21 protein-coding genes are annotated in these 21,805 nt (G+C 66.6%); all 21 read left to right on the plus strand.

Annotation, left to right across the window (positions count from 1 at the left end; all coding sequences use genetic code 11):
* Positions 1-1,713, plus strand: coding sequence for a terminase large subunit (locus BLP95_RS08955; RefSeq protein ID WP_089678387.1), 1,713 nt, complete (start codon positions 1-3; stop codon positions 1,711-1,713).
* Positions 1,714-2,916: a phage portal protein gene (locus BLP95_RS08960; RefSeq protein WP_089678389.1), complete on the plus strand. Its 1,203-nt coding sequence runs from the start codon at positions 1,714-1,716 to the stop codon at positions 2,914-2,916.
* Positions 2,909-3,046 carry a hypothetical protein gene (locus BLP95_RS16860; protein WP_176760262.1) on the plus strand — a complete coding sequence of 46 codons (138 nt, stop codon included), beginning with the start codon at positions 2,909-2,911 and terminating at the stop codon, positions 3,044-3,046. The genes BLP95_RS08960 and BLP95_RS16860 overlap by 8 nt, the downstream gene beginning before the upstream one ends.
* Positions 3,043-3,699, plus strand: a complete 657-nt coding sequence (locus BLP95_RS08965) for an HK97 family phage prohead protease (protein ID WP_089678391.1) — start codon at positions 3,043-3,045, stop codon at positions 3,697-3,699. The genes BLP95_RS16860 and BLP95_RS08965 overlap by 4 nt, the downstream gene beginning before the upstream one ends.
* Before the next feature lie 10 nt (positions 3,700-3,709).
* The gene (locus BLP95_RS08970; protein ID WP_089678393.1) at positions 3,710-4,912 is read left to right on the plus strand and encodes a phage major capsid protein; all 1,203 of its coding nucleotides are present in this window, start codon (positions 3,710-3,712) and stop codon (positions 4,910-4,912) included.
* 53 nt (positions 4,913-4,965) lie between these two features.
* Positions 4,966-5,208, plus strand: a complete 243-nt coding sequence (locus BLP95_RS08975) for a hypothetical protein (protein WP_089678395.1) — start codon at positions 4,966-4,968, stop codon at positions 5,206-5,208.
* 5 nt (positions 5,209-5,213) lie between these two features.
* Positions 5,214-5,555: a head-tail connector protein gene (locus BLP95_RS08980; RefSeq protein ID WP_089678397.1), complete on the plus strand. Its 342-nt coding sequence runs from the start codon at positions 5,214-5,216 to the stop codon at positions 5,553-5,555.
* A gap of 10 nt (positions 5,556-5,565) precedes the next feature.
* Positions 5,566-6,114, plus strand: coding sequence for a phage head completion protein (locus tag BLP95_RS08985; protein WP_089678399.1), 549 nt, complete (start codon positions 5,566-5,568; stop codon positions 6,112-6,114).
* A 4-nt stretch (positions 6,115-6,118) separates the two neighbouring features.
* Complete coding sequence (locus tag BLP95_RS08990; RefSeq protein ID WP_089678400.1) at positions 6,119-6,706, plus strand: hypothetical protein; 588 nt, start codon at positions 6,119-6,121, stop codon at positions 6,704-6,706.
* Positions 6,703-7,149, plus strand: a complete 447-nt coding sequence (locus BLP95_RS08995; RefSeq protein WP_089678403.1) for a hypothetical protein — start codon at positions 6,703-6,705, stop codon at positions 7,147-7,149. The genes BLP95_RS08990 and BLP95_RS08995 overlap by 4 nt, the downstream gene beginning before the upstream one ends.
* A 2-nt stretch (positions 7,150-7,151) precedes the next feature.
* Positions 7,152-7,904 carry a phage tail tube protein gene (locus BLP95_RS09000; protein WP_089678405.1) on the plus strand — a complete coding sequence of 251 codons (753 nt, stop codon included), beginning with the start codon at positions 7,152-7,154 and terminating at the stop codon, positions 7,902-7,904.
* Positions 7,905-7,969: 65 nt separating this feature from the next.
* Positions 7,970-8,119 (plus strand): DUF7210 family protein, encoded by a 150-nt coding sequence (locus BLP95_RS16865; RefSeq protein WP_176760263.1) that lies wholly within the window; start codon positions 7,970-7,972, stop codon positions 8,117-8,119.
* 75 nt (positions 8,120-8,194) lie between these two features.
* Entirely contained in the window at positions 8,195-8,686 is a 492-nt protein-coding gene (locus BLP95_RS16710; RefSeq protein WP_143004415.1) for a DUF4124 domain-containing protein, read from the plus strand.
* A 77-nt stretch (positions 8,687-8,763) separates the two neighbouring features.
* Complete coding sequence (locus BLP95_RS09005; RefSeq protein ID WP_089678407.1) at positions 8,764-12,351, plus strand: hypothetical protein; 3,588 nt, start codon at positions 8,764-8,766, stop codon at positions 12,349-12,351.
* Between the two features lie 23 nt (positions 12,352-12,374).
* Positions 12,375-12,794 carry a hypothetical protein gene (locus BLP95_RS09010; RefSeq protein WP_089678408.1) on the plus strand — a complete coding sequence of 140 codons (420 nt, stop codon included), beginning with the start codon at positions 12,375-12,377 and terminating at the stop codon, positions 12,792-12,794.
* A 3-nt stretch (positions 12,795-12,797) separates the two neighbouring features.
* Entirely contained in the window at positions 12,798-16,160 is a 3,363-nt protein-coding gene (locus tag BLP95_RS16870; protein WP_089678410.1) for a hypothetical protein, read from the plus strand.
* A gap of 39 nt (positions 16,161-16,199) precedes the next feature.
* Complete coding sequence (locus BLP95_RS09020; RefSeq protein ID WP_089678412.1) at positions 16,200-17,372, plus strand: hypothetical protein; 1,173 nt, start codon at positions 16,200-16,202, stop codon at positions 17,370-17,372.
* A complete protein-coding gene (locus BLP95_RS09025) occupies positions 17,369-19,051 on the plus strand; it encodes a LamG domain-containing protein (RefSeq protein ID WP_089678414.1) in 1,683 nt (560 codons plus the stop codon). The genes BLP95_RS09020 and BLP95_RS09025 overlap by 4 nt, the downstream gene beginning before the upstream one ends.
* Positions 19,048-19,470: a hypothetical protein gene (locus BLP95_RS09030; protein ID WP_089678416.1), complete on the plus strand. Its 423-nt coding sequence runs from the start codon at positions 19,048-19,050 to the stop codon at positions 19,468-19,470. Before BLP95_RS09025 ends, BLP95_RS09030 begins: the two co-directional genes overlap by 4 nt.
* Before the next feature lie 24 nt (positions 19,471-19,494).
* Positions 19,495-21,540, plus strand: a complete 2,046-nt coding sequence (locus tag BLP95_RS09035; RefSeq protein ID WP_089678418.1) for a hypothetical protein — start codon at positions 19,495-19,497, stop codon at positions 21,538-21,540.
* Positions 21,540-21,770: a hypothetical protein gene (locus BLP95_RS09040; protein ID WP_089678420.1), complete on the plus strand. Its 231-nt coding sequence runs from the start codon at positions 21,540-21,542 to the stop codon at positions 21,768-21,770. The genes BLP95_RS09035 and BLP95_RS09040 overlap by 1 nt, the downstream gene beginning before the upstream one ends.
* Positions 21,771-21,805: the final 35 nt, after the last annotated feature.

Here is a 21,805-nt window from a genome sequence, read left to right on the forward strand (position 1 = left end):
ATGGCCAGCTATCCCAACGTCAACAGCGCGAACAAGTACGCCCGCGACGTGGTGGGTGGCCGAATCGTCGCCTGCAAGTGGGTCAAGCTGGCCTGCAAGCGTCACCTCGATGACCTGAAGGCGGCCAAGGCGCGCTCGTTTCCGTACCGCTTCGACCGTGACACCGCCGAGCGAGTCTGTGACTTCATCCAGCTGCTGCCGCATACCAAGGGCAAGTGGGCACGCGAACGTCGCCTGATCATTCTGGAGCCCTGGCAGAGGTTCCTGTTCGCGGCCTTGTTCGGATGGCTGCACAAGAAGACCGGCCAGCGCCGTTACCGAGAAGCCTACATCGAGGTGCCGCGGAAGAACGGCAAGAGCGTGATAGCCGCCGGGGTCGCCAACTACATGCTGGCCGCCGATGGCGAATACGGCGCCGAGGTCTACTGTGGCGCCACCACCGAGAAGCAGGCCTGGGAGGTTTTCCGCCCGGCCAAGCTGATGCTGACCAAGAGCCCGGCGCTAATCAGCGCCGCCGGCATCGAGGTGATGGCCAAGAATATCAGCATCCCCGAGGACGGCAGCCGCCTCGAGCCGCTGATCGGCAACCCCGGAGACGGTAGCTCGCCCAGTTGCGCCCTGGTCGACGAGTTCCACGAGCACCAGACGCCGGACCTCTACGACACCATGCTGACCGGCATGGGCGCCCGCGATCAGCCGTTGATGTTCATCATCACCACCGCGGGCTTCAACCTGGCCGGGCCCTGCTACGACAAGCGTCGCCAGGCCCAGCAGATGCTCGACGGTTCGGTACCCAACCCCGAGCTTTTCGCCGCCATATACACCATCGACGAGGGTGACGACTGGCAGGACTCATCGACGCTACGCAAGGCCAACCCGAACTTCGGGGTCTCGGTCAGCGAGGAGTTCCTGCTCAAGGCTCAGCGCGACGCGGTGCGCTACCCGAGCCGCCAGAACAGCTTCCTTACCAAGCACCTCAACCTCTGGGTCTCGGCCCGCACCGCTTGGCTGAACATGGCGGACTGGCACAGTGCCGGCGATGAGGCGCTGGCGCTGGAGCACTTCGAGGGCAAGCCCTGCTGGATCGGCGTGGACCTAGCCAGCAAGACTGACATTGCCGCCATCGCGCTGCTGTTCCGTGACGAGATCGAGGCTGGCAAGACCCGCTGGACCGCCTTCGTGCGCAGCTATCTGCCGGAGGGGGCCATCGAGCGGGCCAGCAACAACCGGGCCGCCTACGAATCCTGGATCAACTCCGGCGACCTGATCACCACCGATGGCGAGGAGCTCGACTTCGACATCATCCGCGACGACCTGATGGATCTCTCCGGGCGCTTCGAGATCGAGGAGATCGCCTACGACCCCTGGCGTGCCACTCAGCTGGCACACCAGCTGATGAAGGACGGCGCCGAGATCGTCGAGTACCGCAACACGGTGCAGAACATGAGCCCGCCGATGCGCGAGATGGAGGCGGCCATCACCGCCGGCCGCTGGCGCCATGCCTGCGACCCGGTGCTGACCTGGATGGCCAGCAACGTGGTGGCCAAGGTCGACGCCAAGGAGAACATCTACCCGCGCAAGGAGCGCTCCGAGAACAAGATCGACGGCATCATCGCCATCCTCATGGCGCTGGGCCGGGCCGTCTTGGCCGATGGGCCGCAGGACGATGACCTCTCCGACCACCTCGAAAACCACGGCATCCGGACCCTATAGATGAAACTTTTCGCCAAGCTATTCAGCCGCAAGAGTACGGCCATCGATACGCCGCAGGCGCTCGCTGAAGAGCTCGGCGTCAGCTACGACTCGGTCAGCGGCCGTCGGATCTCCGGCGGCCAGGCCATGCGGCTCACTACCGTGTTCGGCTGCGTGCGCGTGCTCTCCGAGTCGGTCGGCATGCTGCCCTGCCGGCTGATGGAGCAGGGCGACGGCACCCGGCTTCCGGCCACCGGGCACTCGCTGTACAGGCTGTTGAACGTGGCGCCCAACGACTTCATGACCGCTCAGGAGTTCTGGGAGCTGCTGGTGGCCTGCCTGTGCCTGCGCGGCAACTTCTACGCCTACAAGGTCAAGGGGCTCGGCGGCCGGGTTTCCGAGCTGCTGCCCATGGACCCTGGCACGGTGCAGCCCTCGCTGGATTCGAAATGGAACCCCGTCTACCGGGTGACGTTTCCGGACGGCTCCACCGACGTGCTGGGCCAGGACCAGATCTGGCACGTGCGGCTGATGACCCTCGACGGCCTGGTCGGGCTCAACCCGGTGGCCTATGCCCGCGAGGCCATCGCCCTGGGGCTGGATACCGAGGAGCACGGCGCCCAGCTGTTCCGCAATGGCGCGGTGACCACCGGTGTGCTCTCCACCGAGCAGACCCTCACCGACAAGGCTTATGCCCGGCTGAAGAAGGACTTCGAGGAGCGCCACGGCGGCCTGGCCAACAACCATAAGCCGATGATCCTCGAGGGCGGCCTCAGCTGGAAGCCGATCTCGCTCAATGCCGAGGACAGCCAGTTCCTGCAGACCCGCCAGTTCCAGCGCGACGAGATCTGCGCGATCTTCCGCGTGCCGCCGCACCTGGTGGCCAACATGGAGAAGGCCACGTTCTCGAACATTGAGCACCAGGGCATGAACTTCGTGAACTACTCGCTGGTGCCGTACCTGACGCGGATCGAACACCGCGTCCAGGTCGGCCTGCTGCGCCCGCAGGACCAGGGCCGCTACTACGCCAAGTTCAACGCCGGCGCCCTGCAGCGCGGCGACCTCAAGGCCCGTTATGACTCCTACGGCAAGGGTATCCAGTGGGGGATTCTCAGCCCCAACGAGTGCCGCGATCTCGAGGACCTCAACCCGCGCGAGGGCGGCGACATCTACCTGACGCCGACCAACATGACCACCAAGCCGGAGGCTGGCGACCGTGAGTAAACGCGCCGCGCACGACCACCAGGAGGCACAGCGCCGCCGCCGCAAACTGAGCCTGCGGCTGCAGCGCCAGGCCATCCAGGGCGGCCTTGCCCAGCCGAGCCGCCACCACGACCTCGAGGACAAGCAATGAACACCAAGCAACGCTTCGACGCGCCGCTGAAGATCAAGGCCGTCAACGATGCCGGCGAGTTCGAAGGGTACGGCTCGATATTCGGCAACCAGGACAGCTACGACGACGTGGTGATGCCCGGCGCCTTCCAGGCCAGCCTCGGCCGCTGGCAGCAGAAGGAGCGCCTGCCGGCGATGCTCTGGCAGCACAACATGCACGAGCCGATCGGCGTCTACACCGAGATGCGCGAGGACGAGAACGGCCTCTACGTGAAGGGTCGCCTGCTGGTCGACGACGACCCCCTCGCCAAGCGCGCCCACGCCCACATGAAGGCCGGCAGTCTGACCGGGCTGTCCATCGGCTACATGCTCAAGGAGTGGGACTTCGACCGCGACAAGGACGTCTTCCTGCTCAAGGAGGTCGACCTCTGGGAAGTCTCTCTGGTGACCTTCCCCGCCAATGACGAGGCGCGGATCTCAAACGTCAAGACCTACCTGGAGCGCGGTGAAGTGCCGCGCCCCAGCGAGTTCGAGAAAGCCCTGCGCGAGGTAGGGCTCTCTCGTTCTCAGGCCAAGGCCTTCATGGCCTCTGGTTACAGCGCCATCCAGCCGCGAGATGCGGAGGCGGAACACGCGCTTTCCTACCTCAAGTCCCTTCTGGACCGGATGAAATAAGGAGCCTCCCATGGCTGTTGATCAGAAAGATGTCGCCCAGGTCGCCGAAGAGCTGGGCAAGCGGTTCGACGAGTTCAAGTCGACCAACGACAAGCGCCTCGAGGCGGTCGAGCAGGAGAAGTCTGCCCTGTCCGAGAAGACCGAGGCAATGAACGCCAAGCTCTCCGAGCTCGACCAGCTCAAGGCCGACCTGGAAGCCTCGCTGAAGGAGGCCAACCGCCCCGACAAGCCCGGCGGCAAGAAGGAGGTCACCGAGCACAAGGCCGCATTCGAGAGTTTCATCCGCAAGGGCCGCGAGGATGGCCTGCGCGAGCTCGAGCAGAAGGCGCTCAACACCACCACCGATGCCGATGGCGGCTATGCGGTACCGGAGGAGCTCGACCGCAACATCCTCGAGCTGCTCAAGGACGAGTCACCGATGCGGCAGGTCTGCTCGCAGATCACCGTCAGCACCCCCGACTACAAGAAGCTGGTCAACCTCGGCGGCGCCGGGTCCGGCTGGGTCGGTGAGGCGGCAGCTCGCCCAGCCACTGATACGCCGACCCTGGCGCAGATCGCCGCCATCATGGGCGAGATCTACGCCAACCCGCAGGCCACCCAGACCAGCCTCGACGACGTGTTCTTCGATGCCGAGGCCTGGCTGAATGCCGAGGTGGCCCGCGAGTTCGCCGAGCAGGAGGGGGCTGCCTTCCTCAACGGCGACGGCACCAACAAGCCCAAGGGCATCCTGTCCTACGCCTTCGACACCGCCGGCGATGCCAGCCGCGCCTTCGGCACCCTGCAGAAGATCCACTCCGGCACCGCCGGCGACTTCGTGCCCGATGACCTGATCAAGCTGGTCTACAACCTGAAGAAGGGCTACCGCGCCGGCGCCACCTGGATGCTGCCGATGCTGACCCTGTTCAAGGTCCGCACCATGAAGGACGACCAGGGCAACTACCTGTGGCGTCCGGGCATCGAGGCCGGCGAGCCCTCCAGCCTGCTGGGCTACGCCGTCACCGAGAACGAGGACATGCCGGCCGTGGCCGCGGATGCCAACGCGGTGCTGTTCGGCGACTTCCGGCGCGCTTACACCATCGTCGATCGCATCGGTACCCGGGTGCTGCGCGATCCGTTCACCAACAAGCCGAACGTCGGCTTCTATACCACCAAGCGGGTCGGCGGCATGCTCACCGACTCCCAGGCGGTGAAGGCGCTGACGCTCAGCATCTAACCGGCGGGGCGCCTTCGGGCGCCCCTTCGTAGACCCGATACCGGAGCACGACGATGCCCAAGATCAATGTGGAGAAAGCGTTCCCGTTCTCGCCGGACGGCAAGAGCGTGGTCGAGATCGAGGTCGGCGAGCAGGAGGTCTCCGACCGTTGTGCCGAAGTGGCGGTCGAGCATCTCAAGGTCGCCACCCTGGTCGGCGAGGGCAGCGGCAAGGCCAAGACCGGCGGCAAGGCCAAGGCGGATGACAAGAAGCCCGACGCCGAGCAGCCGCCCGCCACTGAGACCACCGACGAGTAACCGCCATGCTCGAGCTGGACATCATCAAGAGCCACGTCCGGCTCGAGCCGGACGAGACCGAGGAGGACACCCTCCTCGAAACCTATGCCAATGCCGCCCGGCGCCTTGTCGAGAACAAGACCGGGCGCACGCTGTACGCCACCGCGGCCGAGATCCCCAAGGACAGCGAGGGCAACGTCACCGACGAGCATGCCCTGGTCCTCGATGACGACCTGACCACCGCCATGCTGCTGATCATCGGCACCTGGTACGCCAACCGCGAAAGCGTGGTGGTGGGCACCATCACCGCCTCGCTGCCGATGGCCGTGGAGGCGCTGATCGGGCCCTACCAGCACTTCAACGTCTGAGGCGCAGCCCATGAGAGCCGGCAACCTTCGCCACCGCGTCACCCTGCGCTCGGCGCGCCACGGCCACCCGCCCAGCTGGCCCGAGGTAGGCCAGGTGTGGGCCGAGTTCGTCGAGCCCAAGAGCGCCGGGCGTACCGAGCAGCAGGGCATCCGCGCCCCGGGCTCCACCCTGGTGCGTCTGCGCCCACGGGCCGGCCTGCAGGTGGGCCAGCTGATCGAGCGCCGCGACGGGGCGCTGTTCATCATCGAGGCCATCGACCCGGCGCGCACCGTGGTGGAGATCGCCGCGCGCCGCCTGCAAGGCGTGCCGGCCAGCTACGTGCCGTTCACCACCGGCATCGGCTACAGCATCGAGGCCTTCCTGCTGCGCGAGAACGTCTTCGTCGGCCAGGCCAACGAGCCGCGCCACCTGGTGGAGGTGATCCAGCCGCAACTGACCTGGCCCTGGGCCGAGCCCGGCGACCTGATCCAGATCGCCGGCCTCAGCCTCGAGGTTGTCGGCCAGGTCGAGGGCACCGACGACGGCATCACCGTGCAGCTATTCACCATTCCGGGCTGATGACATGGCAAGAGCGAGAGGCAGGAACAGCAAGCTACCCAAGGGCATCGAGGTCGGCGGCCTGGCGGAGAGCAAGAAGGCCTTCGAGGCGCTGCCCGCTGCCACTCGCCGCGCCATCGTCGGCGCCGTGAACGAACAGGCCGCCGAGACCCGCAAGGCCCTGATCAAGCGCATCAGCGAGGATGGCCGCGTCAACCAACGCGAGGTCGGCAAGCGCATCCGTATCAGCAAGGCCAAGGCCAGCGAGGGCCGCGCGTTCGCCGAACTCAAGCTCAGCCGCGCTCCGGTGCGCTTCAAGCACTGGCAGTACGACACCCGCGTGCAGGACAGCACCGGCACCCGGGCCAGCATCTGGGTCCGCAAGGGCGGCCAGCGCATGCGCGTGTGGGGCTTCGTCAACCCCAAGGGCCGCGGGGTACCGCTGACCCGCATGCGCAAGGGCAACAAGGACCGCATCCGCCGCGCCGCCGGCTGGGGCCTCAAGAACCACTGGAACCACCAGGTCAATGATCAGCTGCGTGACGAGATCGCCACCGGCGTCGATGGCAAGTTCCTCAACCGCTTCAACAAGGAGTGGGCCAAACGCTCATGAGCACCCCGACCAGCACCCAGGTGGTGAACAAGCTGATCGAGCGCCTCGCCGGCATCAGCATCGCCAACGGATACCACACCGACATCGCCGACATCGAGAGCGAGCGCCACCAGGTCAAGCTCGACCACACCACCACGCTGCCAATCCTCCATGTGCACAACCTGGAGAACCAGGCCACCAGCGTGGTGGCCGGCGGCGATCGTCAGGAGGAGCGCACCCTGCGTGTGGATGCCTATCTGGCCGGCGGTGCCGGCGCACGTCAGCGGCAGGATGCGCTGCTCGATGACCTCTACCGCGCACTGTACACCGGCGAGAAGATCAAGCTAGATCGCCTCGCCGTCGAGATCACCACGGGCGTCGTCGCCCTCGACGATGCGGAGCTGGGCAGCCGCATCGTGCCCATCTACCTGCCCGTTACCATCACCTACACCAGCAGGAGATAACCATGTCTGGCTATCAGGATACCGGCCTCATCGTGGCCGGCGACGTCTTCATGGGCGAGGTCGACTCGGACGGCAACGTCGGCGCCCTCTCCGGCCCCATCAACGTGCCCTCGCTCACCATCACCCCCAACACCGTCGAGACCATCGAACGGCAGAGCTACAAGAAGAGCACCTACGGCCAGACCCTGGACGCGGTGAACCTGCCCAACGAGGCGGCCAACCTCACCATCCAGTTCGACTCGCTGCCCGCCGTGATGCTCGCCGAGGCCCTGGCCGGCACCACCATCGCCATCGATGACCAGGCCGACACCATCACCGCCGAGGCGCACACCCTGGTCGAGGGCATGTGGATCAAGCTGGCCCACTCCAACCTCGCCGAGAACTCGGTCACCGTCACCGAGACCAGCGGCAGCACCGACGTCACGGCGGATGTCGAGATCGACCACGCCGCCGGCCTGGTGCGCGCCAACACCAGCGCCGCCGCGGTGGATGTGACCATCGACTACGACACCAACGCCACCACCGGCACCCGGGTGCTCGGTGCCAGCGAGATCTCCAAGCCGCGCTTCGTGATGGTGGAGGGCGTCAATCTCGCCACCAACAAGCGCTGCCGCGTCGAGATCGACCGCGTGGTGCTCTCCTCCGACCAGGCCACCGAGCTGATGGGCCGCGAGTTCATCACCGGCCAGCTCACCGGCTCGCTGGTGACCCTGGAAGGCAAGCAGTCGCCGTACACCATGGACATGTACGACTAACCACCTGAGCCGCGTGCGCCCGGGGCCACCCTGGGCGCAAGCCAGCCCCTATGGAGACGTAAGTCATGACTGACACCAAGGCACAAGCCGGCGACCTCATCAAGGTCAAGCTGCAGGCGCCGCACACCCACGGCGGCAAGGACTACAAGGAAGGCGAGGAGATCGCTGTTCGCCCTGACCAGCTCGATCGCCTGAAGAAGCACAAGAAGGTGTGACCCAGCGCGGGCCCGCGCTGGCGGGCCCGCGCCACCAGATATAACCTTTAACTCAGGGAACTGAGAGGAGGGGATATGAAGCAATGGATTGGAGCTGCTGCCCTGGTGCTGCTGGCTGCTGGGCCGGCACAGGCAGAGGTTTACAAATGTGAGGTAGGCGGGAAGACTGTCTTCCAAGGCATGCCTTGCGAGGGCGAGGGCGGGGCTTTCAAACCATCTGGTACGGTCTCGACCATGAATTCCACGGAAGTCGAGGCCCCGGCAGCTACCAGTAATTGGCTGGAAGAGCGCGCCGAACGACAGCGCCAGGAAGCTAAGCAGCTTCGCGCTCACCAGAATGAACAAGATCGAATCCAGCAGGCCTTCGAGAATGGCAACGTCACCAAAGGCATGACCCAAAGCCAGGTCCAGGAGCTCTGGGGACCGCCCTGGGAGAGCCTTGTGGAGATCGATGAGAGTGGTCGTCGTTGTGTGACCTGGTATTGGGGCGGCCCAATCCGGGCCGAACGCCCTGAGGCCACATTTTGCGGTGGCATTGTCACCAAGATGCGCGCCTACGGAGGGTAAGCCTCCGCGATACGAGAGGCCAGCTCAGATCATAAAGCCCCGCTTAGGCGGGGCTTTTTACTGCCCGGAAGATACCCATGGCCACGAACCCGAACGATATTCAGCTGCGCATCACCGCCGCCGTCGATGGCCTCAAGGACATCGGCGCGCTGCTCTCCGAGATCGACGAACTGGGCGGCGATACCACCGCGGCCTCCGCCGATGTCGAGAAGCTCAACGAGGCGATGTCTTCTCTGGGCCAGCAGCGCAAGCTGATCGATTCACTCGAGCAGACTCGCGGCAAGGTCAGTGAGGCCGAGCAGGCCATGGGCGAGGCGGTGGGCGAGGCCGAACGCCTGCGCCGCGCCTATGACGATAGCGCTCAGGGCGTGGATGCCCAGCGCCGCGCCGCCCAGGCTGCCGCCGAGCAGGCCGATACCGCCAGCCAGGCGTATCGTGAGCAGCAGCGTGCGCTCAAGGCGTTGCAGACCCAATACAAGGGCGTGCAGCAGAGCACCACCGGCGCCCGCCAGGCCTGGCGCGATGCAGCGGAGCGGGTCAAGGATCTCGAACGGGCCATCGAGGCCAGCGGCGAGGCCACCACCGAGCAGGCCCGCCAGCTGGACGAGGCCCGCGGCGCCGCCGACCAGGCGCGGCGCAGCTATGAACAGCAGGCGCAGAGCCTCTCCGGCATCCGCGACGAGCTGCAGGACCAACGCCAGAGCGTCGACCAGGCCAAGCAAAGCTGGGAGGACTACCGCGACGAGAGCCGCGACCTCAATCGCGATCTCAAGGAGAGCGAGCGCGCCTTCGCTCGCCAGGGCAAGGAGCTGAACCGCGCCGAGCAGGCCGCCGACAAGGCCCGCACCTCCTTCGAGCGCCAGGGTAGGGCGCTCACCGAGCTGGGCGAGGATGCCAAGTCAGCCGGCATTGATGTCGACAACCTGGCCGATGAACAGCAACGGCTTGATCGAGAATCCGAGGATCTGGAGCGATCAGTAGTCGGGCTGAAGCGCTCCCTGCGCGACTACCGCAACGAAGTCGGGCGCACCGAAGGAGGCGTGCGACAACTGGGGCGGCGGCTGGCCCAAGGCGTTAAACGCTTTGGCGCTTGGACTATCGCAGCGGGCGCAGCTGCGGCGGCGCTGGCCGTAGAGCGGATCACTCGCTACACCAATGCCCAAGCCGAGCTTGCGCAGCAAGTGCAGAACACGGCGGATGCCATCGGCGTCAACGCTCAGGTGCTACAGGAGTTCCAGTATGCGTTCGAACGCCTCGGGCTGGGTGCTGACAAGGCTGGTGACCTGCTCAAGGACGTGGCCGACAAGATCGGTGATGCCTATGTGAATGGAGGCGGCGAGGCCAAGGACGCCATCGACGCGTTGGGCTTGAGCATCGAGCAGCTGGTCAACCTTTCTCCCGATCAGCAGTTACTGGCGATCGCCTCAGCACTGTCGCAGCTCCCCAAGGCCGGGCAGGTCAACGTGCTGGAGAGTCTGGCCAATGACGCCAGCCTGCTGCAGCCGCTTCTGGACAACAACGCTGAAGCCCTGCGGCGCCTGGCTCGTGAGGCGAATGAAGTCGGCGCGATCATGACGCCTGAGCAGATTGCCGATCTCGTCGAAACTGAGTCGGCCATCGGGCGTATCACTGGCCGGCTCAGGGGGCTCAAGAATCAGCTGACGGCTTCGGTGGCGCCTTCCTTGACGCGCGTTGCCGAGGCATTCGATGAGCTGCTGGAGGATAAGCCGCGCATCATCGACGACATCGTGCGGGCGTTCGCTGGCGTAACCAAGGCCAGCGCCGACTGGGCGACGGCCTTCCTGAAGCACAAGGACGTGATCCAGGGCGGGGTCACCGTGCTCATCGGAACTGCCAATCTCTTGTGGCAGACATTCCGAACGGTAGGCAACAGCATCATGGCCTTGGGCGGGACGATCGTGACCGCCTTCCTGGGTTTCATGGGTGGGGTAACGGAGACCGTGCGCCAGGCAACGGAGTTGCTGAACCGCTTCGGGCTGGTATCCGACGAGACCATGGCCCTGGTGCGCGAGCAATCCGCGGCGACCGTGAACGCCATGAAGACGATGTTCCGGTTCACCAAGGATTCGGCCGCCGGGGCGCTGGATGCTATCGAGACGATCGGCAAGGGCCAACTCGGCGTGCTCGGTGATGCTGAAGCGAGTGCCGAGGGCCAGGTTGCCGCCCACGGCAGGATTGCCCAGTCGGCCATCGAGGCGTCGATGCAAGTCTCGGGCCTCGCCGACGCTTACTCGGGTATTGCCGACTCCGCCGACGAGAGCGTCAAGCGGGCGCTGTCCGGCCAGAAGGAGCTGGACCTGGTTGCCCGTAACATGGCCGTGATCATCGGCAGCGTGGGCAATGAATACGACCGATTGGCCGAAGCCGCCGAAGGCGTCGGCATGTCGATGCAGGAGCTGAAGACTGGGATCAGCGAGGCAGAGGCCAGCATGATCGCCAGCTTTGCCACCTTGGTAGAGAAGGGCGACTTCACCAAGGAGCAGCTTAATCGGGCGATGTCGGAGGTGTTTTCCCAGCTCGGCCCCGAAGCCAGGGACAAGCTGCGCTCGGTCGTCGAGGCCATGCGCGATGCGGGCAATGAGAGCGCCAAGGCGCTTTATGAGCCACTCCTCGAGATGTTCGCGAAGCTCGAGGAAGATGCCGAGGGCGCCGCGGAGAGTGTCAGCGAAATCAGCGATAAGGCTGACCAAGCTGCAGAAGACTTGCAAGGGCTCGGTCAGGCTGCCTTGGAGGGTACCGAACAGGCCAGCAATGCGACCTGGTCGCTTGCTCAAGTTCTTGTCGAGCGCCTGGAGTACTTCAAGACCAAGCTCGGCGAGTACAGCACCGCCGCCAAGAACATGTTTCTGGCGCTGCGTGGCTACGATGTGCAGCCCGATGGTCTCGAGGCGATGACCGAGAACCTGGCTAAGGCCAGAGAAGAGCTAACCAAGCTCCGGCTGGCCATGGTGGGGCGTGGCGTAGACAGCACGAAGTTCCTGAAGCTCAGTTACGAGATGGCCATCCAGGCCAAGCAAGTTGAGATCGCCTTCCTCAACCAGAGGGTGGCGGCGGAGAAGTTGTTCGAGCGCCTCCAGGCTGGCAATGCCACCATTTCCGACCTGAACCTGTCGGCGGAAGAGCTGAAAGAGCGCTTCGACCTGCTGGATGAAACTACGCTCAACCAACTTGAAGGCGCGCTGAATAGAATCCGCAGTCAGGTGGAAAGCCTGAGGGGCTCACTGGAAGGTACCGTGTCCAGTCTCCAGCAGGAGCTAGCTCGACTCGAAGGCGATAACGCCAAGGTGCAGGAGCTGCGCTACCTGGAGCAGGAAGAAGAGCTTCAGGCCAGGTTGCAACAGGCGCGTGAGCTTGGGGATAAGCAGGCCATCATGGACGCTCGGCAGGCGCTTGAGTTGGCCGAGAAAATCCACCGCCAGAAGATGCAGACCATCAGGGAAGAGAGCCAGGCGCCGGGCGCTACCGCCGGCATCGCCCAACCCACCATCGCCAGTCCGGCCCAGCAGGTCGCCCAGCCGACCCGCGCGGTGCGCATCACCCTGGAGACGGGGCAGGGCACCGCCCAGCTCACCGCCGACAGCGACCGCGACGAGCAGCTGCTGCTCGATGCCCTGGGCCGCGACGCCCGCCGCACGACCCACTGACGCCACCCCGATAGCGAGAGCCCATGATCACCCTGACCCCTGCCGGGGGCAGCGCCATCGCGTTGCCCGAGGACCTGGAATGGCCCGACGAGTTCGAGTGGGCGCCGCTGGTCACCAGCGAGCAGCGCAGCCTCTCCGGCGCGCTGATCGTGCACCACAGCACCGCCCAGAGTGGCCGGCCGATCACCCTGGCCAGCAACGGGGCCAGCTGGTACCCGCGCGCCCAGGTGCTGGCCCTGCAGGCCCTGCTGGATGACGCCGCGGCGGCAGTGGCCGCCGGCAACACACCGGCGCCGTTGGCCCTGGCCTACCACGGCCGCACCTTCGCGGTGGCCTGGCGCCTGGCCGGCACCCAGCCGCTGGAGGCGGTGCCGGTCTACCGCCTGGCCGACCCGGACGGCACCCACCCCTACCTGATCACTCTGCGGCTGATGGAGATTTAACGCATGCCGATCCTGCAAGGCGACATCAAGCTGCTCAAGTCCGAGCGCATGACGGACAACGAGGACGGCGGCGGCCGCATCACCGGCACCGAGATCGCCGATGGCCTCAGCAACGAGATCTTCAACGACGTCTCGGATCTCGATCGCGTCTATGGCCGCACCAGCCTGCGCAAGGTGTTCGCCGGGGTGGAAACCGACGACACCGCCTTCTACTTCGGCAGCCACGTCATCGTCGACCAGGCCCCGGACGACCCCAACGTCAGCGTGCTGGCGTTCGCCACCGGCTCGCCCACCGACCAACGTGCCGAGGCGCGCAACCGCATCGAGGGCTATGTGGTGGCCGGGCCCCTCAGCCGCCTGCGCCTGTATGGCGACCAGCTGCCCGGCCAGCGCCAGGTGCTGGCCTACCTGCGCACCGGCGAGACCCCGCCGGACATCGGCGACGTGCTGGTGCTGCGTACCGAGGCGGGCGCCGATGCCGGCGATGAGCAGTTCATCCGCATCACCAGCGTGGAGAGTAACGACCAGATCTTCACCGACGGCAGCGGCGATTTCACCCGCCAGGTGCTGACGCTGGGGATCTCCACCGAGCTGACTACCCGCTTCCACGGCCACGAACCCACCCGCTCCACCAGCACCCAGCCGGATACCCGCATCCGCATGACCCAGGTGGCCGATGCCAGCCGCTACTTCGGCCTCAGCCGCCTGGCCATGGCTGCCAGCCTGGGCAGCAACCAGGTGCAGGTGCAGAGCGTGTACCAGCCCATCGTGCCCAGCACCCAGGGCGAGAGCCCGGTGGTGGATGTGCATGTGGGCGGCAACGTGGCGGTGGCGGTGCAGAGCGGCGGCATCACCCACGAGATCCCCCAGGTGGGCGAGACGCTGCAGATCCCGGTGAGCCTCAACAACCGCGGCTACAGCTACACCCGCAATCTGCAGCCGCTGCCGGCCCCCGGCACCGTGGTGGTGGAGTTCCTCGCGCTGGGCAAGTGGTACCAGCTGCGCGACGAGAACGGCACCGGCGAGTTGACCGGATCGGGGACCGGGCAGGTGAACTTCGCCACCGGCTCGCTCAGCATCACCCTGCAGGAGCTGCCCGACGTCGACTCCGCGATCCTGGTCTACTGGGGCTCGCCGATCCACTACCGCGACCGCGCCGGCTACCAGGTGCCGTTCCCCACCCCGGGGCTGCGCTTCGAGCTGGACCACGGCGGCGTGGTGCCGGGCTCGATCACCGTGCGCTGGATGAGTGGCGAGGTGGAAGTTCAGGCCACCGACGACGGCCAGGGCAACCTGACCGGCAGCGGCACCGGCGTGGTGGTCTACGGCTGGCGGGATCAGGTCAATGGCGACCGCCCGGGCCTGGTGTGGATCGAGTTCAATGATGGCAGCTGGCCGGACGCCAACAGCCTGGTGGTGGTGGACTACGAATTCGGTGCCAGCGACACCGCGACCTTCAACCCCAGCGTGGATGGCGCCGGCTTTGTGCAGCTGCAACTACCCGATGCACCTCTCAAGCCGGGCAGCGTGGGGCTGGAGTTCACCATCACCCGCCGCGACTATACCAACGGCGGGTCGGCAACCTATATGGGTGTGGCCAGCCTCCCTAACCGCCGCGAGGAAACTCGAGAGAGCCAGACCCAGATCACCCGGCGCCTGTATGACGATGGCGTGGGCGGCATCAGCGGCGCCGAGGGCACGGTGGACTACGACACCGGCCTGGTCACCGCCAAGGTGCTGGAGGAGAGCGAGGTGCAGTCCTACGAGCGTGATGGTCGATATGGGCCAGCCGAGTGGCACGAACGCACCATCACCGACAAATTCCCCAGTGGCTCCGCGGTCATCGCCCGCTGGCAGCCGCAGGTGGTCAACAGCACCCAGGCCAGCGTGCAGCGCAACCCGAACCCGTTGCGCGTCTCGCTGCTGCCGCTGATCCAGGATCAGGTGGTACCCGGCACGCTGCGCTTCACCTTCCGCGGCGCCACCTACCTGGATCGAGACGGCAGCCTCTACCGCGATGTTGACCCGCAGACCGGCGCCGGGCTCTATAGCGGCACCATCGACTACAGCGCCGCCGAGGTGGTGCTGGAGGACTGGGGCGCGAGCGGCAGCAACCAGATCAGCATCACCAGCCTGGTCACGGTGCTGGGCAACTGGACGATCTACGACGTGTTCTTCCGCACCCCGGGCTCGCCGATCCAGGTGGGCGAGCTCAGCCTGCTGGCGACCACCGCGGGCGGCGAGCTGCTCCAGGGCCAGGCGCAGTTCAACGCCACGATCACCGGCGACCAGCTCGAGGGCGAGGTCGACTACACCACCGGCGTGGCCTCGGTCCGCTTCGGCGAGCTGGTGGACGATTCAACGCTCACGCCCGAGGAGAAGAACGAACCCTGGTATGACCCGGCTAACGTCGAGGACGGCATGATCTGGCGGCCCGAGCCGGTGCTGCCCAGCACGGCGCGCTTCAACACCGTGGTGCTGACCAGCCTGCCGCTGGATGCCGAGCTGCTGGGGCTGGACCCGGTGCGCCTGCCGCCCGATGGCAGGGTGCCCATCTTCCGCCCCGCCCAGGTGGCGGTGGTGCACCACACCGCCAAGACCGCCTGGCCGCTGGGCACCACCGCCGGCGACACGCTTGACGTTGGCCGCACGCGCCTGGCGCTCGGCCACGTCGAGGACGCCAACGGCGACAAGCTGCCGGAGGCGGACTATTCGGTCGACCTCGACGCCGGCACCTTCGCCCTCGACGCCGGCGCGGATCTCTCCGGCGTTGCCGAACCGCTCTACGCCGTGCACCGCATCGAGGACATGGTGCTGATCAGTGACGTGCAGATCGGCGGGCAGATCACCCTGATCGGCCAGCTCAGCCACGACTACCCGGCGGAGGAGACCCTGGTCAGCTCCGCGCTGATCGGCGGCGACCTTCAAGCGCGCTGGAGCAACCTGTTCGACCAGAGCACCTGGACCAACGTCTGGTCCGATTCGCTGATCGGCAGCGAGACCAGCGCCGAGTACAACGCCACCACCTACCCGCTGGAGGTGACCAACCGCGGCGCCATCACCGAGCGCTGGGCACTGCGCTTCACCTCGACCAGCGGCGGCAACATCGTCGGCGAGAGCGTGGGCCAGATCGGCACCTTCAGCATCAACAGCGAGACCGCCCCCAACAACCCCAACACCGGCGTGCCCTATTTCCGCATCCCCGCCGGCGGCTGGGGCTCGGGGTGGTCTGCCGGCAACGTGCTTAGGTTCAACACCATCGGCTGCAATCTGCCGGTGTGGCTGGCCCGCACCGTGCTCCAGGGCGACAGCCCCGGGGGCGACTTCCGGTTCCGTGTGCAGGTGCGCGGCAACGTCGACGCCTGATCGCCACCCGCCTGATTCCACTTCGAGGAGACCCGCCTGATGGCCTTCCCCGTCAAGCACTTCACCAGCGACATGGGCGGCGCGCCCACGCTGGGCGACACCGCCGCCGGCGACTTCATCGGCCTGCTCAAGGCGTGCCTGGTCACCGGCTTCAACGTCACGCCCATCGCCGGCATGACCTATGACGCCGGCACCGGCGAGGTCACCGTCGATGTCGGCACCGGCCACGGCTTCACGAAGTGGCAGGTGGTCGCGATCAGCGGCGCCGACCAGGCCGCCTACAATGGCGAGCACCGCGTCACCGCCGTGACCGAGAGCAGCTTCTCGTTTGTGCCGGAGTACGCGCCGGCCACCAGCCCCGCCACCGGCGCCACGCTGGAGGCCAAGGCCGCCCCGGTCGGCGGCTGGACCATCGAGGCCGAGGACGCCACCAACCATAAGATCGCCCTGAGCCGCACCGCCCCGGATGCCACCGACCATGTGCTGCTGGTCGAGAACACCGGCTACAGCGGTGACAGTGGCGTGAACGGCAACTTCGCCAACGTGCGGATCTGCGAGAGCTTCACCGACTTCGACACCTTCGACAGTGTGGCCAGCTACTGGTGGGCGGCCAGCCACCGCTACGCCAGCGCCGAGTGGCTGCTGGTCGCCGATGGCCACCTGCTCTACTGGATCCCGCGCTACGCCACGCCCGGCAAGCGGGCCGCCTTCGTGTGGGGCGACATCGAGACCGTGCGCCCGGGCGATGCCGCCCACTGCCTGGTCAACGGTTGCGACAAGAGCTCCACCGGGGAGTGGGATACCAGTGATTCGTCCTACACCGCCTTCGCCGAGCTGGGGGGCAGCGACTATCGCGGCATCGCGCGCGGCCACCAGCAGCTTCCCGGCGAGGTGCCCTGGCAGCTCTACGGCATCGGCACGCGCCTGGGCGACGGGGTGATCACCTATCCCAACCCCGCCACCAACGGCTTCTATGTGGCCACCGGCAAGCTGATGGTGGTGGAGCAGGGCAGCCTGCGCGGCTTCCTGCCGGGGCTGCTGCAGCCGCTGCACACCTCGAGCGTCTACCACGGCGCGGTGGTCGATAACCTGCCGGATCTCGAGGGCGTGCCGGTGCTGTTCTGGCTGGCCATGGACTCGCGCAGCTACGCCGGCACCGAACGCCTGATGGCCTGGCGCCTGGATGAGTGGATACCGGAGGTGGGGGCATGAGCCTGATTGCCCGCTACAAGCTCGACGGCAACGCCCGCGACAGCGAGGGCAGTGCCCACGGCACCGCGATCGATGTGACCTGGGCGCCCAGCCAACTGGTCGACGGGGGAGGGGAGGCCCGCCTCAACGGCACCACCAGCCGCCTCGACACCGTCATCCAGTTCACCACCGAGACCGCCGTCAGCCTGCCGATCTGGTTCCACCCCAGGCAGGGCGCCGGTCACCTGATCGGCCAGCACGACGGCACGGATGGCCTGGCCATTGAGCAGACTGCGACCGGTAAGATCCGCTTGCTGGTGGGTGGTGCCGCCAGTCAAGAGGTCACCGTCTACCCCGGCGAGTACCACCACGCCGTGCCGGTCTACAACGACGGCGAGGCGACCCTGTACCTGGACAATGAAGCCGTGGCCACGGTGACCGAGACCGTTACCTGGCCGGCGGTACCGGTGACCATCGGCGCCAGGGCGGACGGCAGCGAGGCGCTGCCGTGCGATGTGGTGGATGTGCGGGGGTATGACGAGGCACTCAATGAAACAGGGATAGATTCACTTAACACCTCCCCCGACTCAAATGGTGATGCGGTGTCGGATTATTCGCCACCTCAATCTGGTCTGCGTTGCCATTATCGATTTGATTCTCTTCAAAACAGCGTCGTTATTGATGAGAATGGAATTTATGATGGTGTTTCGTATGGTGTCTCGCTGGTCGAATCATTTTACAATAAAGCTGCCTATTTTGATGGTGCCTCTTATATTGACGCTGGGCAGGCGCTGGACTGTTCAGCGGATTTTACCGTTCACGCCATTGTAGAACCTGACTCACCTCTTCCGGCAGGTGACCAAGCTTTGGTCTATAAGGGTACCACTAACAGGGAGTTCTATTTATTTGTTAGAAGTGGGGAAGTTGGGTGTCGTGTTTTTTATAATGGCTCATCCAATAGCTATCTTGAGTTGACGTATCCTGTGCCTACTGGCCAAAAATTTAATATAGGTGTTCGTCGTGCTGGTCTTAATGTCAGTTTGTTCGTCAATGGAGTTGAAGTTGCAATTGGTGTGTTGACCAGTTCTGTTTTGCACACGAGCCAACCTATGAACATTGGACGTTACGGCGGAGGTGCGCTCTATTATTCAGGCTCGATAGATGAGTTGGTAACCAATAATATTGGGTTGAGTGACGCCGAAATGCAGTCCCTTTCCGCTGGTGGATTATATGTTTTAAGATTCCCATATTTTGCTGTAAGAGGGCTGCCTTCATCCTTTCCATTATCAGCCTACAACCCCCACCCGACCCCGATCCCGAACCCCACCGCTATCCCACGCTCCGGTCGCAGCGGCGTGAACGGCGTCACGGCCCTGCTTACCCCGCCGGCGTGGTTCGATCAGCGCGATGGCAGCGGCGGAAGCCATCTCTCGCCGGCGGGCGTGGTCTCACGGCCCGATCGCCAGGGCCGGCTCAGTGGCAACACCACCGACCAGAATGGCCAGCCGGTCTCGCGCCGGGTGCGCTGCTTCGAGCGCCGCACCGGGCGCATCGTGCGCGAGACCTGGAGCAACGCCGCCGGCTACTACCAGTTCGACGACCTGGACCCGGCCAAGCGTTTCACCGTGGTGGCCCATGACTACAGCGGTACCTACAACGCCGTGATCGCCGACAACGCCCAGCCGGAGGTGCCCGCATGAATCTCGCCCTTGCCGTGAAGAACGCCCGGCTGCTGGCCATCGCCGATGCCGCCAATGCCGGGGCCGATGCCAGCAACCGCGCCACCCTGACCCTCTACGCCGACCCGATGCCGGGGGGCGCCGATGTAGCGCTCGCCGGCCAGCTCGAGCTGGCGGTGGTGGAGTGCCCCTACCCGCTGGAGGCGAGCATCGAGAACGGCGTGATGACCCTGGGCGCCTTCAGCGAGCAGATGGCCACCGGCGAGGGCCAGGCCACCTGGGCGCGCCTGCGCAGTGTGGCCGGTACCGCGGTGGCCGATCTCACCGTGGGCATGGAGGACGCCCAGGGCAACCCCACCGCGCAGATCACCATCAGCCAGAGCCAGATCTATCCCGGCGTGCTGATCGACATCACCGAGGGCCTGATCGCCGAGGCCTGACCGCCCGCGTAGCGAGGAGCCGGCATGGCCCAGATCAATCTCCAGTTCGGTGCGCCCGGGTACGGCGAGCCGGTCGGTACCGTCGACCTGCAGTTCGGTACCACCGACGGCGGCGGCGATGTTGAGACGCTCGCCGCGCGTCTGGCCGTCACCCTGCCGGCCCCCACGGTGGCCATCAGCGCCACCGTGCCCAAGCGCGCGTTGCGCGTTTCGGCACAACTTCCGGCGCCCCTGGTCACCGCCCAGGCCCGCCTGGTGCTGCGTGCCCAACTGGCCGTCACTCAGCCCGCGCCGAGTGTGGCCGCCGCGGCCAGCGTCTTGGTTCGCGCCCAGCTGGCCGCCACGCTTCCCAAGCCGGTGGCCATGGCCCGCGCCACGCGCGACATCAACGTCTATCGCGATCCCTCGGTGATCGGCGGCAGTGCCTGGCAGCAGGCCAGCGCCCTGGGCCGGCACACCGCCGGTGCCTATGGCGAGAGCGCCCGACACCGGGCCCACACCGCCAGCCGCTACCAGCAGGCCGCCGCGCTGAGCCGCGCCACCACCGCCCCAGCGGCGATGCTGCCGCGCCAGTGGCGTCGGGTTCTGGGGCGCGCCGAGCTGGCCGCCGCCGTGGCCGCCGCCACACAGGCCAGCAACCGCCACCTGCCACGCGAACGCCGCCGCCAGGGTGACACCTGGCAGGATGCCGCGCGTGAGTGGATCGCCGCCGCCGCGCGCAACCGTTACCTGCCGCACCTGCGCAAGGCGTGGGGGCTGCCCTATGAGCAGGCCAGCCGCATCCTCGCCCGGCACTGGGGCAGCGACTGGCAGCTCGGCGAGTGGCGCCCGCTCGGCTGGCGAGACGACTACCAGGATGCCCAGTGGCCACCGCCCGGCATCAGCCCGCATCCGGTTGAGCCGCCGGAGCCCGGCCCAGAGCCCTACACGCCTTCGCTCGACCTGCAGTTCTGCGCGCCGCCGCCCAGCGTGTGGGATCTCGCCTTCGGCGTGGACCCCTGCGCCGATCTCGAGCCGCCGGACGACGGTCGCGTCCCAATCCAGAGGACCTATCTCGTGAGCAACTCCGCCAGCCTGACCCTGGTGGCCACCGGCCAGGCCCTCGAAGCCAGCGCCATCAGCGTGGCCATCGACGCCGACTCCTGGGCCTGGGAGCTGCGTGCCACCGTGATCGGCGAGCCCTCCATCGCCCTGGTGCGCGAAGCGCCGCAGCCCGTCGAGCTCGAGGCCACCCTAAACGGCCACACCTGGCGCGTGGTGCTGGACGACTGGCAGCGCAGCCGCGCCTGGGGCGAGCTGCCGGCGATCACACTCAGCGCCCGCAGCCTGGCCGCCTACCTCGGCGCACCCCACGCCGCCGCGCGTAGCTACACCGAGACCCAGACCCGCACCGCCCGGCAGCTCGCCGAGCAGGAGCTGCCCCTTGGCTGGACGCTGGACTGGCAGATCGATGACTGGCTGGTCGAGCCCGCGGCCTGGCACTACACCAACCGCACACCCATCGAGGCGATCAGCGCCATCGCCACCGCCGCCGGCGCCGTGGTGCAGGCCCACCCCAGCCAGCCGCGATTGATCATCGCCCCGCGCTACGCCGCGCCCCACTGGGCCTGGCAGGGCGAGGCGCCTGACGTCACCCTGCCGCCGGACATCCTCACCCGGCTCGGCAGCCAGTACCGCCCCAGCGAGGCGCTCAACGCCGTCTACGTCAGCGGCGAGACCACCGGCGTGCTGGCCCTGGTCAAGCGCGCCGGCACCGCCGGCGACCGCCTCGGCGAGATGATCGTCGACCCGCTGATCACCCGCCAGGCTCCCGCCCGCGGCCGCGGCATCGCCGTGCTCTCCGCCAGCGGCGAGCAAACCCGCGAGACTCTGGCCCTGCCCGTCGCCAGCGACCTCGCCGGCCTGCTCGCCACCGGCCAGCTGCTGCGCGTCGATCCCGACGGCGACGACTGGCGCGGCCTCGTGCGCGCCGTCAGCGTCGCCGCCCGCCTCGAGGGCAGCGGCAACCGCGCCGCCCTGGTCGTCGAGCAAACCGCCGAGCTGGAACGCCACCTCGAGGAGACCGCCTGATGGCCCGCAACCTCTACCGCCAATTCCTCGACCTCATCCCCCGCGACCCCCTGCTGGTGGGTGAGGTCACCAGCCACAACAGCGACGGCACCTCCACCCTCTCACTCCCCGGCGGCGGTACCCTGCGTGCGAGAGGGCAGGGTGTCGCCGTCGGGCTCAAGGCGTTCGTGCAAGCGGGGGAGGTGAAGGGCGAAGCGCCGGACCTTACCGACGTGACGGTGGAGGTGTGAGAGCAGATAGCAGGCACCAAAGGAAACGCCCCGGC

This window comes from Halomonas shengliensis, from assembly GCF_900104135.1.
Lineage (GTDB): Bacteria > Pseudomonadota > Gammaproteobacteria > Pseudomonadales > Halomonadaceae > Halomonas > Halomonas shengliensis.